This is a genomic window from uncultured Chloroflexus sp., assembly GCF_938091255.1.
Taxonomy (GTDB): Bacteria; Chloroflexota; Chloroflexia; order Chloroflexales; family Chloroflexaceae; genus Chloroflexus.
In genome coordinates this window covers 128,609-141,399 of the sequence record NZ_CALLJH010000028.1, presented here as the reverse complement: position 1 = coordinate 141,399, position 12,791 = coordinate 128,609, and the positions used below count along the sequence as shown (strand labels likewise).

General features: G+C 57.8%; 13 protein-coding genes. 6 read left to right on the top strand and 7 right to left on the bottom strand.

All coding sequences use genetic code 11. The features are described 5' to 3' along the window. Nucleotides 1-137 precede the first annotated feature (137 nt). Both Q1A00_RS10705 and Q1A00_RS10700 read right to left on the bottom strand, forming a co-directional pair. Nucleotides 138-1,079, bottom strand: coding sequence for a response regulator (locus Q1A00_RS10705; protein ID WP_298482969.1), 942 nt, complete (start codon nt 1,077-1,079; stop codon nt 138-140). After that, the gene (locus tag Q1A00_RS10700) at nt 1,072-2,016 is read right to left on the bottom strand and encodes an alcohol dehydrogenase catalytic domain-containing protein (RefSeq protein ID WP_298403602.1); all 945 of its coding nucleotides are present in this window, start codon (nt 2,014-2,016) and stop codon (nt 1,072-1,074) included. The genes Q1A00_RS10705 and Q1A00_RS10700 overlap by 8 nt, the downstream gene beginning before the upstream one ends. A 96-nt stretch (nt 2,017-2,112) precedes the next feature. Between Q1A00_RS10700 and fmt the strand changes: the two genes are divergently transcribed. The 3 genes from fmt to Q1A00_RS10685 all read left to right on the top strand — a co-directional run bounded on the left by fmt (nt 2,113) and on the right by Q1A00_RS10685 (nt 4,240). After that, the gene (gene fmt, locus Q1A00_RS10695) at nt 2,113-3,066 is read left to right on the top strand and encodes a methionyl-tRNA formyltransferase (RefSeq protein ID WP_298403600.1); all 954 of its coding nucleotides are present in this window, start codon (nt 2,113-2,115) and stop codon (nt 3,064-3,066) included. Between the two features lie 123 nt (nt 3,067-3,189). Continuing rightward, entirely contained in the window at nt 3,190-3,624 is a 435-nt protein-coding gene (locus tag Q1A00_RS10690; RefSeq protein WP_298403598.1) for a hypothetical protein, read from the top strand. Nucleotides 3,625-3,646: 22 nt separating this feature from the next. Then, nucleotides 3,647-4,240 carry an SH3 domain-containing protein gene (locus Q1A00_RS10685; RefSeq protein WP_298403596.1) on the top strand — a complete coding sequence of 198 codons (594 nt, stop codon included), beginning with the start codon at nt 3,647-3,649 and terminating at the stop codon, nt 4,238-4,240. Nucleotides 4,241-4,263: 23 nt separating this feature from the next. On the opposite strand, the gene Q1A00_RS10680 is transcribed toward Q1A00_RS10685, so the two are convergent. The 4 genes from Q1A00_RS10680 to Q1A00_RS10665 are packed head-to-tail and all read right to left on the bottom strand — an operon-like array spanning nt 4,264 to nt 6,890. After that, nucleotides 4,264-4,944 (bottom strand): 1-acyl-sn-glycerol-3-phosphate acyltransferase, encoded by a 681-nt coding sequence (locus tag Q1A00_RS10680; RefSeq protein WP_298403593.1) that lies wholly within the window; start codon nt 4,942-4,944, stop codon nt 4,264-4,266. 10 nt (nt 4,945-4,954) lie between these two features. Continuing rightward, nucleotides 4,955-5,386 (bottom strand): DUF2231 domain-containing protein, encoded by a 432-nt coding sequence (locus Q1A00_RS10675; protein WP_298403589.1) that lies wholly within the window; start codon nt 5,384-5,386, stop codon nt 4,955-4,957. An 8-nt stretch (nt 5,387-5,394) separates the two neighbouring features. After that, on the bottom strand, nt 5,395-6,018 hold the full coding sequence (locus Q1A00_RS10670) for a YigZ family protein (protein ID WP_298482971.1): 624 nt from the start codon (nt 6,016-6,018) through the stop codon (nt 5,395-5,397). Next, nucleotides 6,015-6,890 carry a hypothetical protein gene (locus Q1A00_RS10665; protein WP_298403584.1) on the bottom strand — a complete coding sequence of 292 codons (876 nt, stop codon included), beginning with the start codon at nt 6,888-6,890 and terminating at the stop codon, nt 6,015-6,017. Before Q1A00_RS10665 ends, Q1A00_RS10670 begins: the two co-directional genes overlap by 4 nt. Before the next feature lie 140 nt (nt 6,891-7,030). Between Q1A00_RS10665 and Q1A00_RS10660 the strand changes: the two genes are divergently transcribed. Next, nucleotides 7,031-10,525, top strand: coding sequence for a BTAD domain-containing putative transcriptional regulator (locus Q1A00_RS10660; protein WP_298403581.1), 3,495 nt, complete (start codon nt 7,031-7,033; stop codon nt 10,523-10,525). Nucleotides 10,526-10,527: 2 nt separating this feature from the next. Here Q1A00_RS10660 and Q1A00_RS10655 read toward each other — a convergent pair whose 3' ends face one another. Continuing rightward, a complete protein-coding gene (locus Q1A00_RS10655; protein WP_298403580.1) occupies nt 10,528-10,746 on the bottom strand; it encodes a hypothetical protein in 219 nt (72 codons plus the stop codon). 114 nt (nt 10,747-10,860) lie between these two features. Between Q1A00_RS10655 and leuB the strand changes: the two genes are divergently transcribed. Together leuB and Q1A00_RS10645 are read left to right on the top strand one after the other, a co-directional pair. Beyond that, nucleotides 10,861-11,937, top strand: a complete 1,077-nt coding sequence (leuB, locus tag Q1A00_RS10650) for a 3-isopropylmalate dehydrogenase (RefSeq protein ID WP_298403577.1) — start codon at nt 10,861-10,863, stop codon at nt 11,935-11,937. 443 nt (nt 11,938-12,380) lie between these two features. Further along, the gene (locus Q1A00_RS10645) at nt 12,381-12,788 is read left to right on the top strand and encodes a cobalamin B12-binding domain-containing protein (protein WP_066786266.1); all 408 of its coding nucleotides are present in this window, start codon (nt 12,381-12,383) and stop codon (nt 12,786-12,788) included. Nucleotides 12,789-12,791: the final 3 nt, after the last annotated feature.

Here is a 12,791-nt window from a genome sequence, read left to right as displayed (position 1 = left end):
CGAGCAGGAAGGAGTTTGACTTTATGGTTGCTCAAAGTGAGCCAGAAGAATGGCTTACAGGGTTTGAGGTCATGGGGTTGTCTGATCAGAGAACTGTTGACAGGCAACGGTTCTCTAATCGGTGCCAAACCTTCGCATTAGCGCAACCGTGTGCCATCGATTACGATCGCGCTGCCGCCAAACGTTTTGGCAGTGTGTTTCATCATCGCAGCAACACGCGATAACTCGTCAACTGTGGAGGTAGGCGTGCTCGATACACCACCAATGGCGATAGCGCCGATCGGGATATGAGCGAGGTTACCAGCGCGGTCATGCCCAACCAAGTAGCCACGCGCGCGATCAGCTTCGTTGTACAGCACACCGGACGCTTGTTCGTATTGGTGGACGATCCAGCGGGCAAGATCGGCGGCAATTGCTGTAGGGCAAAGCACGACGAAATCATCACCGCCGATATGACCAAGAAAGATCGCATGGTTGGCAAAATGGTTTTGCGCCTGTTCACAAATCTCGGCCACGAGCCGGATCGCCTGATCGCCACGGGCGAAGCCGTAGGCATCGTTAAAGGCCTTAAAATCATTCAAATCAATGTACAGCAGCGTAAATGCCTCACCGCGCTGGAGGCGATAGCGAATCTCTTCGCTAATCAGGAGATTACCGGGCAGACCGGTGAGCGGATTACGGACTGAACGCTGAGTAGTGCGGCGCAGCAACGAGCGAATGCGGGCGATCAATTCGGCTGCATTGAACGGTTTGGTGACATAATCATCAGCGCCGGTGTCAAAGCCAATCACGACATCGGTCGGACTAGTGCGGGCGGTGACGATGATGATCGGCAAATGGGCGGTGCGGGTATCGTTACGCAACTGGCGAATAGCCTCATAGCCGTCGATCACGGGTAGCATAAGATCGATCAAGATCACATTGGGCAACTGCTCTTGGGCTAGCTGAATGAGCTTGAGACCATCTTCGGCGAACAAGACCGCAAAACCGGCCCGAACTAATGTTTCGCCGAGAAAGAGGCGAAGGTTCGGGTCGTCGTCCGCAATCAGAACCGTCGGCAAATGAATATCTTCAGACACTGAGCAAAACCTTAAGTTGGCCGGGAGCAGCAGCAAACGCCTCTAACCCTGCGGTAAGCGGATAACGGGCGCTGATCAGGGGTTGCGTTTCGATCAAGCCGCGCTCGAGCAAGCGGAGCGCTGGGGCGAACGGGCCACAGCGTGAGCCAATTAGTTGCACTTCGTCAACCACCAGAATGCTCAGATTCAGGTGGGTTTCGGCGGCAAACGTGCTCTTGAGCACTAGCCGCCCTCGTGGGCGCACTAGTTGCCGAGCGATTGCCAAACCAGCCGGGTTGCCAGTACAATCAATCACAACATCAAAATGGTGTGGTGGCACATCAGTGCTCGGTACGCACGTAACGCCTTGCCGCCGGTAGAGATCCCATCGTTCAGGGTGGCGGCCAATGAGCGTCAAATCGCAACCGGTAAGCCGCAACACTTGAACAATCATCGCGCCTAATTTACCATCACCCACCACAGCCACTCGTTCGGTTGGGCGAATGTGACTCTGCTCCACAATTTCCAACGCAGCGGCCAGCGGTTCGGTGAAGACAGCGGCCTCATCGCTCACCCCGGCTGGCACTTCGTGCAAACACGCTTCGGGGAGAGTAAAAAGATCGGCCATCGCGCCGTCGCGCCGGTCGATACCAAGCGTGGTGCGGTATGGGCAATGACTTTCATTGCCGCGCAAGCAGGTGGGGCAGTGGCGGCAGGCGGCATTGATTTCGCCAACGACGCGCCGCCCGTGCCAATATGGATTATCGGCCGCGATCACAGTGCCAACGAATTCATGGCCTAGAACGCCGCGAAAATTCATGTACCCGCGTGTGATTTCGAGATCGGTATTACATATACCCACCAGACGTGGACGGATCAGCGCTTCTCCCGGTGGGCGTTCAGGTTCAGGGTAATCGGCGCTATACCGCAGGTCGCCATCAAAAACAATTGCTCGCATAAGGTTGCAGACTTCGCTTTGAAAGATATCAAACTCTATTATACTATATGCCGCTGCTTGCCGTGTTGCGGGCAAGCGTGACCAAGGAGTAGCATCATGCGAGTTTTGTTTTTAGGCAGTCCATCATTTGCCGTCCATGCGCTCGACGCCTTGGTGGCTGCCGGGTATGATATTGTTGGCGTTGTCACCCAACCTGATCGCCCAGCCGGACGTGATCGCCGGCTGACGCCGCCGCCGGTTAAAGTAGCGGCGCTCGCCCACGGCCTGCCGGTATTCCAGCCCGAAACGTTGCGCGATCCGGCGGTGGTCGCCACACTGGCAGCGTTGCAACCTGATGTTGGCGTGGTGGCGGCGTATGGCGAGATCTTGCGACGGGCAGTGTTAGCGATCCCGCCGCTCGGCTATCTTAATATCCACCCCTCGTTGCTCCCGCTCTACCGTGGCCCAACCCCGGTAGCCGGTGCGATTTTAGCCGGTGAGACAGTGACCGGCGTCACGATTATGCTGCTCGATCCGGGCATGGACAGCGGCCCCATTTTGGCGCAAGCCGTAGTCGATCTGCCGCCGACAGCGCGGGCTGGCCCGTTGACCGATGAGTTGTTCCGCTTAGGAGCCGAACTGTTAATCAAGACATTGCCTCGTTATGCCCGCGGCGAGATCGAGCCGCGCCCGCAAGATCACAGTCAAGCAACCGTGACCAAGATGCTCAAAAAAGAAGATGGGCGAATCGATTGGTCACTACCGGCCATTGTGATCGAGCGGATGACGCGGGCCTACGATCCGTGGCCGGGAGCTTATACCTTTTGGCAGGGCCAGCCGTTGCGGGTAATCAGCGCAGCGGTGAGCGCAACGGCGGCTGCGGCGAGGCCGGGGGTGGTGGTTGGGCGCAGCGCGCGTGGTAATCCATTGGTGCAAACCGGCAGCGACGCACTAGAGCTTATTGAGGTGCAGCCAGCTAGCCGGCGTCCGATGAGTGGTGCGGCGTGGTTGGCCGGGATCCACGCGAGTGAGATCCGGTTGGGCGAAACGGCGCAGAATAGTAATAGTTGAAGCTAATCTAACGCGACGCGTTATTTCATCTTGCGTTCTGGTCATGAACCGCGTATAATCACACTCACAGGATTTGCCGAAGACAGTGCGTCATCATTGGGTTGATGGCGCAGGAGATGAAGTATGCCATTCTTCAAAGACGAGGAAGAACTACGGTACATTTTAGGCACGCTTTATGATCGGGTGAAGTGTGATGCGCAGATTGCGCCGCGGATTTGTGAAGGCCGGATTGTCATCCAGTTTCGTTACGAAGAGCCGCATGGCGTCGTCACGATCGATGCCGCGCATCCACCAACCCAACCCGGTGCATACTGTGATGTCTTCTGGGGTGAGGTCAGCCTGAAACCAGACGTCGAGATGAGTATGAAGGCTGATATTGCGCATCAATTTTGGCATGGCAAGATCAATCTGATGACGGCGCTGGCTCGACGTCAGATTATCGCTAAGGGGCCAATTCCAAAGATTTTGAAACTCTTACCGGCAGTTGAGCCTTTGTATACGATGTACCCAAACATGCTGCGAGAGATGGGGCGCGAAGATCTGGTCTTAACCAAGTAGTACCGGTTTACTCGCTGCGCCTATGCCAACCACGAGCGAGATGTATGAACGCGGCGCCGCTGATGCCGAACGGGGCGAGTTTAACCCTTTCTATTACCAGCACTACTACTACTACCGGCAAGGGTACGACTCGGTGCGACGCCGCTACCGGCCTCGGTTTCCGCTGGCCGGACTCTTCATTGTGATCACCATTATTGCACTTGGCGGAGCTGTCACGGTGTGGCTGATCGGGCAGCGTGGCTCTTCCGCAGTCGCCCAACCGGTCGCCTCACCGGCGGCCGTGATCGAGACTCCCACGCCGACCTCATTACCCCCCTCGCCGACACCGCTTCCTTCACCTACGCCGATCCCGACCCCGCCGCCGCCAACATTGCAGATTGGCGGGCGAGCAGTGGTAGTCAATGTGGGTAATGCGCCATTGCGGTTGCGGGCTGCACCCGGTTTGCAGGCACGAGTGGTTGGCTCACTGCCCGGCGGAAGAGAAGTGGTGTTGCGCGAGGGACCGGTGCTCGCTGATGGATACACATGGTGGCAGGTTGAGGTTGGCAATCAGCGTGGATGGTGCGCTGTGGTCGCGCCGGATGGGACGCAGTTCTTAGAACCGGCAGGCCAGTAGAGGCGGGTATACACCCACCTCTCCTATTGCCTCGTCGGCGTGGCCGTCTCGAGTAGTGCGGCATACGGGCCACGCTGGGTAGGTGGCAGCAGCGCAGCAATCTTGAGCATCATCTCAGTGGTTAGGCGTTCCATAACATCAGCCGGAATCTTGTTATCGGGCAACGGCTCAATCCAGTACGGTTCGCCAATCGTAATATGCACTGGTTCGCGGCGCAAGGTGCCGCGGAAGCCGTGCTCGGTGCCGGTAATTGCCATCGGCACGATCGGTACGCCAGCCTGCATTGCCAACCGAATCGCGCCGCCGCGCCCCGGCTGTAAAATGCCATTACGGCTGCGGTGGCCTTCGGGGAAGATGAGTAGCACTGCCCCATTCCGCAACGCTTCGGCGGCCGCATCGAGCGCCGCCAAATCGCGCTTGCCGCGCCGGATTGGGATCACATTCATATTGCGGAAGAACCAGCCGGCTATTGGGTTGGCAAAAATCTCGATCTTGGCCAGCCATGACAATCGATAGCGGAATGGTAGCAATGCGCCAACGGCTGGGATGTCCACCCAATTAATATGGTTCATCACCAGAACCATCCCGCCTTGTTCACGGGGTGGCAACCGCTCAACCCCCTCGATCGACCAGCGCCACCAGCCAATCAGGCGGAAAAAGTAAATGATGATATAGAGCAACCCATAGACGACATAAGCAAACATTACGCCCTCACTAGCGGCCCAGATCAAACCCAAAGACAAGCCGGCCACCTAACCACCCACCCACAAGGAGCAAGCTTGCGCCAGCGATATGCCAAGCGAGGTAGGCCTTCCGTTGGGTAGAGTCGTTGAGAATGGCCGGTTGCCGGCGCCGCATCAGCCAGACCCGGCCATAACAGGCACTGGCGGCCAAACTCGCCGCGGCGTGGCCGTTCGTCCATACGATCACTGGATCGTCAATGGCAAGGCCGACCAATTGGCGCGCAGCGTCAAATAAACCGCTGACGATAGCAATGAGCGCGCCGAGTAAACCGAAGATTAGGCAATGAAAAGCGCTTTGATCCCATTGCATACGCCCAGTGCGCAGCGCAATCAACGTAAAGAGACTGCTGGCTAGCAGCAGCCCAATCGGAATATGGACAGTGGCAGGATGCAATGCATACATTGCCTTAATTATACCATAGTCGTCACCGGCTCGATGTGTGCTCGGCCAGCGCTTTGCTCACGAATGTGTTGCGTTATGGTAGTAATCTGATCAACCGGAAGATCGGCGATAATCATCACATCAGCGGCAAACGACTCACTGACAATCACCGTAGCGTTCGTTTCGAGTATCCGACGGGTAGGAGCGTAGTCAGAATAGGGCAAGCGGATCGTCATCCGTTGATAGATCACCCGTTGAGTACGCGGCACAATGGCGAGCACGGCGCGGGTAGCATCGCTGTAGGCGCGCACGAGCCCGCCGACACCGAGCAGAGTACCACCAAAGTAGCGGGTGACGATCACCGTAATGTCGCCAAGATCGGCCCCGCGAAGGACTGCCATCATCGGGCGACCGGCAGTGCCAGCCGGTTCGCCATCGTCACTCATGCCGGCAATGGTACTCGTGCCATAGCCAATCAGGTAGGCGAAGCAGTGATGGGTAGCGTCGGGCATCTCGGTGCGGGCTGATGCAATGGCTATGCGCGCAGCTTCAACGGTAGCAGTAGGGATGGCTTGGGCAATGAAGCGTGATCCGCGCACGACGATTTCAGTGCGGGCTGGGGCGGCTGGAATAGGATAGTGTGTAGCACTCATAGCTCTTGAGCTTGCCAAAGCGGATTGGCAAGTTCGTCAATAGCTGCTTCTACTGCTGCTAACTCGGCGGTAAGTGAATAGTAACGGGCACGGCCTTCGGCATGGCGCGCGGCCCAGAAGGGCTGGAACGGTTCGGGGATCGGATTGCGCAACGCGCGGGCAACCTCGGCGAGCAGTTCGCGAAATTCGAGTTCCCACCAGCGTTGCAGCGCCGCGCTCAGCGTGCTGCCGGGAGGGCCAAAATCGGCCAGTAGCCGGCGGGCAAATTCGCGGGAGAGCGCATACTGCTCGTGGGCCATTGCTACGGCCTGCGCCGCTAGTTCAGCAAGGCGACCGGCAATGGTGGTTGGCGGCGATGGCAAGGCAATGGTGTCAGTAACTTGCTGTAAGCGGCAGCGACCGGCGCTAGCTGCAAGCAGGGCTAATGAAAGATGATCGGCAGGCGCGAGGAGGCGGATCGGGGCGATAGGGATGGCATTGCCGGCATCCCATGCAATTGCTGGGCGTTCACCAACGCCGATCAAGATACGCGGGATAGGGGCGGAGAGCGCAGGTGTCGCTGCGGGCGGCAATTCCCACCATAACGGCTCTGATATGTCAGCATAGGCGCTCAGCCGCCGCCCGAGGCCGGGGTGACGCTGAATCAAATCTGCCAAGCTGCCGATCGCGTTGTTTTGGCTATAACCGGGTGGCAGGGCGAGCAGCCAGTGGTCGCCAGTCGGCGTATACCACGGACGAAGCGTGCCGGTATCAATCACCGGTCGTAAAAAGGGTGCGCAAGCCGGCTCGAAGATAACCGCTTGATCGCGTTCGGTGCGGGTATACAGCAGGGCGTGATGGGGAGCTGGAATACCGTCAAGGAGTGTGCGCATAGCTTTATGGGTCGTGTTACAATACACATTAGGATATAGTATACAACTGTATCACACATTGCTCGGCAACTGCGCTGATGCGCCCATCATGGCAAACGCCGCCTATTCGTAACACTTTCTGGTAGTTTAAGGAGCAGTCCATGACCGAATTGGCCGCACACGCGCCATCGGTTGCGGTAAGCGCCTCATTATTACCCCTCAAGTTCTCGCCGCCGTCGGTACGAGAAGATGAAATGCTGCGCCGGGATTTGCAAGCGTTATTAGCCGAAGTACGCTTGCTGCCGGTAACAGCGGTAGTGGCGCCGGCTGGGTATGGCAAAACAACCTTATTGGCCCAGTGGGCTGATCAACTCGCGCGCACCGGAGCGCAAGTGGCGTGGCTTAGTTTTGAGGCGAGCGATCAAGAACCAGCCTTGCTGCTCGCGTATCTGATCGGCGTGATCCAGCGGATTTTGCCTCATGCTGGCGAGCAAGCATTGCGCATTCTGCAGAGCGTATCCGGTTTGGAACGGGATTGGCCGCTGGTGGCTGGCGCATTGCTGAGTGATGTGCAACGTGAGCTGCAATCACAAACAATATTGATGCTCGACGATGTGCATCTGGTGAGCGATGGCCCGATCACGGCTGATCTGCTGGGCTATCTCTTACGCGCCGCACCGCCTAATCTGCACATTGTGATGGCTTCGCGCCGTCCGTTGACGTTTGCCCCGCTTCCACGCCTGCGCGCTGAAGGACTTTTGCTCGAGGTCGGGGCGAATGATCTCTTGCTGCAACGGCACGAGGCGATCGAGTTGTTGCAACGAACTGGGGTGGCGTTGGCGGATGCTGAACTTGATCTGTTGCTTGAACGCACCGGCGGTTGGATGTTGAGTGTGCAGTTGGCGGTGCGCACGTTGGCACGCCAGACGCCTGAGCAGCGCCGGGTGTATCTGCAAGGCTTGGCGACAAATCAGCATGATCTGTTTGAGTATTTGGCTTCAGAGGTGTTGGCAGCGTTGCCGCCACGTTTAGTCGATCGCCTGATCTGCGCTGCGCTGCTCGGTCAAGCAAACCCATCGTTGCTCGATGAGGCGCTTGGGGTTGATGACAGCGCCCAACTGATCGAACAAGCGATTGCGCTTGGTCTGCCGCTGACGGTTGACACCGGCGCATCCAATGGTGAGCGGATTTTCCGCTTTCATCCGCTCTGGCAGCGCCTGTTGGCCGATCGAGCACTTACCCGGTTTGATCGAGTTACGGTGCGCGACTTGCACCAACGGTTTGGGATGGTGCTGGCGCGTCATGATCAGATCGAAGCGGCGTTGCGCCATTTGGCGGCGACTGATAACCCAGCAGCGATTGCGCACGCCCTGCGCGAGTATGCATGGCCATTGATCGACTCGCCCCAGCGCGACAGTTTGCGGAATTGGATTGAGCGTCTCCCGCCGGAAGTGCGCGATCGCGATCCTGAGTTGCTCCACATGCACGGTTGGAGTTTGTTTAATACCGATCGCGAACGCGCGTTGCAGTTGATCAGCCAAGCTGCTGAACAATACCGGCTGGCCAACGCTCCGGCGCAAGAGCTGCGCGCGTTGCGCGATATGGCCGTTCTCCTGTTCTGGTCTGATGCGCCGGTTGAGTTTGCAGCGGTGTGCCGTCGTGTTATAGCGGCGGCGGCGCGCACCAACGATGCGTGGTCGCGCGGTGCAGCCTTGGTCGGTTTGATGGCGTTGGCCTATAGTCAAGGACGATTTCGGGCAGCATTGCGGATTGCGCGTTGGGCTGATCGCCGCCCGCTGAGTGTGCTCTGGCAGTGGTTGCTGGCCGCGCTGCGGGCATCGATCTATACCCAGCAGGGCTGCCCGGCAGAGGCGATGTCTGCGATTAATGCTGCGCTTGAGTTGCCCCGGATCGATCGGAACGATATGCTGCGCCAGTCGTTGCTGTTGTTGCAGGCTATGGCGCTCTTTCAGCAGGGTAAAGGCGAAGCCGCTCTCGATCAAGTGCAAGAATGTTATTACCGTTTGAGCGATTATGTTCCCGGGAGTGTGTTGGCCGGCAACGCAGCCTTAATCTTGGCGCTGTTGTTGATCGAGCATGATCGATTTGAAGAGGCTGCCACATCGTTGCAGCGCGTACGGCAGATCGTGGCCCATCTTGATGACCGCCTGTTAGGGGCGCGTGCCCGGATTGTTGAAATCTATGGCATGTTGCGCAACCACCAGCCTGCCGCAGCGGCAGCGCATGCGCTGGCATTCTGGCAAAAACTGCGTGATCAGCCGGCGGCAAGCGCTCAGCACTCTCCCTATTGCGATAGCCGGTATCTTAATACGCAGGATCTCTGGTTGCAGAGTCTGTTGCTGATTGCTATCGGCGAAGGTGGCGAACGTGATCAGGCGCTGGCGCTGGCAGATGAACTGCTCTCGTTCATGGATCGGCGCTATGATGGTTTGTTCCGTGCCCTGATCCACATCTACCGGGCTTATTTGGTGGCGCAGTGTCAGAGCAGCTCGCCTGCGATTAAGGAAGATTTGCTATCGGCATGCACGATTTGCGATCGTGTTGGTGTTGAGTCGCTGCCCTTTTTGCCGCGCCCGGCGATGCTCTGGGCGATCAAGACCGCATTGCAGCTTGGCTTGTCGAGCCGGGCGATGATCGCTGCCCTCCGCCAGTTTGACACGACGACGCTGGCCTCTATTCTTATTCCGTTGCTTGATGAATCTTTTCCGGTTGCGTTGCGCGTGCGTAGCGCGGGCCTGATCGGTGATCTGAGCGTCGTTAATGCGTATGGGACGCTGCGGGCATTATTAAAGGATCGCTCGCCCCACGTTCGCCAAGCTGCTCAGGAAGCACTCGAGCGGTTGAGTTATCGCCCGCCTTACCGGCTGATGATCCGCGCTCTGGGCGGCTTTCAAGTGTTGCGCGGCGATCAAGAAGTGCGCGATCGCGATTGGCGGAGTGTCAAAGCTCGCCAGTTGCTGCAATTGTTGCTGATTGAGCGCGGGCGGATGCTGCCACGCGAGCAGATTATGGATATGCTCTGGCCCGGTCTCGATAACGAGTCGGCTTCCAATAATCTGCGGGTGACGATCAGTCGGTTGATTAAGGCGCTGGAGCCGGATCGGCCAGAAGGTGCGCCGACCTACTATATTCTTCAGCAAGGTGATACCTACGGCTTTAATATCGAGAGCGACCATTCGTATGATGTGGCTGATTTCGTGCAGGCAGTGGAGCACGGACGGCGCGAATTGCAGCGTAACCGTCGCACCGAAGCACGCGAGGCTTTCCAAGTAGCCGTGTCTCTCTACGCTGGCCAGTTTTTGCCTGATAGCTTGTACGAAGATTGGTCGGTGGTGGAGCGGGAACGATTAGGGCTGTTGTTTACCGATGCAGCGCTCAGTTTGGGCCGCATTCTGTTTGACGAGGGGAAGTATCACGACGCTATCGCGTTAGGGTGGCGGGTGCTTGAATACGATAAAGCGCAGGAAGAGGCGTACCAGTTGCTGATTCGCGGGTATGGGGCAATTGGTGAGCGCAGCACGGCTATCCGGTTGTACCAACGGTGTGTTGCCGCGCTGCGTGATGATCTCGGCGTTGATCCGTTGCCCGAGACAGTAGCACTGTTTGAACAGGTGCGCGGTAAACGTGCATCGTAATTTTAGGTGGTGGAACTGGAAGAGTTTCCAGCGGGATTGGTTGAAGGGTTGTGCTGTAAATGGTTGGCGATAAAAGCTAAGAGCTCGTCGAGTTGGTCGATCCGGCTTTCAAGACCAGTGCCAATGTGTTGAATTCGCCCGTGCCACTGTTGTACCGCAGCATCTTCATGCTCGGCCACCACAATCCGCACCAGAAATGATTCGACTCGCCGAGTCGCCATATTTTTCTTTCCTTGCTCTATCATCTGTCACACGACTAGCAAACTTAGTAGTATCATACTGAGGCGTTCTTACCATTTTATAACCATGATCTAGATGTTATTGCGAGGATTGCTGTGCAAGCTGTGATTGCAGTATTAGCCGGAGATGGGATCGGGCCGGAGGTAGTGGCGGAGGGGGTAAAGGTGTTGCAGGCGGTGGCGTCCCGCTTTGGCCACACCTTTACCCTGCGCGAGGCGTTGATCGGCGGGTGCGCGATTGATGCTGCCGGTGAGCCGTTGCCTGCCGAAACGGTGGCACTGTGCCGCGAGGCTGATGCGGTGTTGCTTGGTGCGGTCGGCGGCCCCAAGTGGGATGATCCGCAGGCGAAGGTGCGGCCTGAACAGGGCTTGCTCGGTATTCGCAAGGCGCTCGGTCTGTTTGCCAATCTGCGCCCGGTGCAGGTGCATCCGCGCTTGATCGATGCTTCGCCGCTGCGCCCTGAGCGGCTGCAAGGCGTCGATCTGATCGTCGTGCGTGAGTTGACCGGCGGGATCTATTTTGGCGAGAAGCGGCGCGAACGTGGCCCGGATGGCGAGTGGGCCAGCGATCTCTGCATCTATACTGAAGAGGAGATTGTCCGCGTCGTGCGGGTTGCTGCGCAATTGGCTCGCCGTCGGCGCGGTAAACTGACGTTGGTTGATAAAGCAAATGTGCTCGAAACAAGTCGCTTGTGGCGGAGTGTTACCACTCACTTGGTTCATAATGAGTTCCCTGATCTGCAATTCGAGACGATGCTGGTTGATGCGTGTGCGATGCATCTCATCCGTCGTCCCGCCGATTTTGACGTGATCGTGACCGAGAATATGTTTGGCGATATTCTCACCGACGAAGCGGCAATGCTGGCCGGTTCGATGGGGATGTTGCCGTCGGCGTCGCTAGGCAGCGGGCGGATGGGGCTGTACGAGCCGATCCACGGTTCGGCTCCCGATATTGCTGGGCAGGGGAAGGCCAACCCCTTGGCGACGATTTTGAGTGTGGCGATGCTGTTGCGCCACTCGCTCAATCTGGCCGCCGAAGCGGAATGTGTCGAAGCGGCTGTAGCAACGGTAATCGAGCACGGGATTGTTACCGCCGATATTGCCGCTCCCGGCCAGCCTACCTATAGCACTGCTGCGGTTGGCAATGCGGTCGCCGCTGCGGTGGCTGAGTAGTGAGGTTTACTGCAGAGGGCGCCAAGGACGCAGAGGGTGTCGTTGTACGTTTCATCCTCTGCGCCCTTGGTGTCGTTTAGCACGAACGCTGCCTTTCTTTCAGCGCCATCCTAACCTCCCCCCGCTTTAAGGGACGGACAGAGCATGTGATCGAGTGTAATTCATTGATCGCTGTACAATGCCGTAAAGCCCGGTACTGCCTTCCCCTCTCCCCTATCAGTGGGAGAGGGACTAGGGGTGAGGGCCAGCAGCCCGCGCAGTGTGATGCGTAACCCTAGGCTTCCGGATCAGATGTGCTGTCCGTTTCTGTCCCTCATGCTAGGGGAGGATTCGTCCTCCCCTGCGTGCTCTGCGGTATACTTGAACCAGCGCGTACTGCCCTGTGCTATACTGGCAGCCACGCAACCGAATCTCACTCGTTATCGCAACAGAAGGAGCGCTCAATGGAGCGAAAGATTCGCGTGCTGGTCGCAAAACCCGGTCTCGATGGCCACGACCGCGGCGCCAAGGTCATCGCCCGCGCCCTGCGCGATGCCGGGATGGAAGTGATCTATACCGGTCTGCAACAGACACCGCAGATGATCGTTGAGGCAGCGTTGCAAGAGGACGTTGATGTGATCGGTCTTTCGATCCTCTCTGGCGCGCATATGACGCTGCTGCCTAAAGTGATGCAGTTGCTGCGCGAGCAGGGTATGACCGATGTGCTGGTCGTCGCCGGCGGGATCATTTCCGACGAAGACGCCGAGATTCTGAAGCGCGAGCATGGTATTGCCGAAGTGTTTGGTCCCGGCTCGTCAACGCAGGCAATTATCGACTTTATCCGTTCTAACGTCCAGTTGACCCGGGGTTAAGCT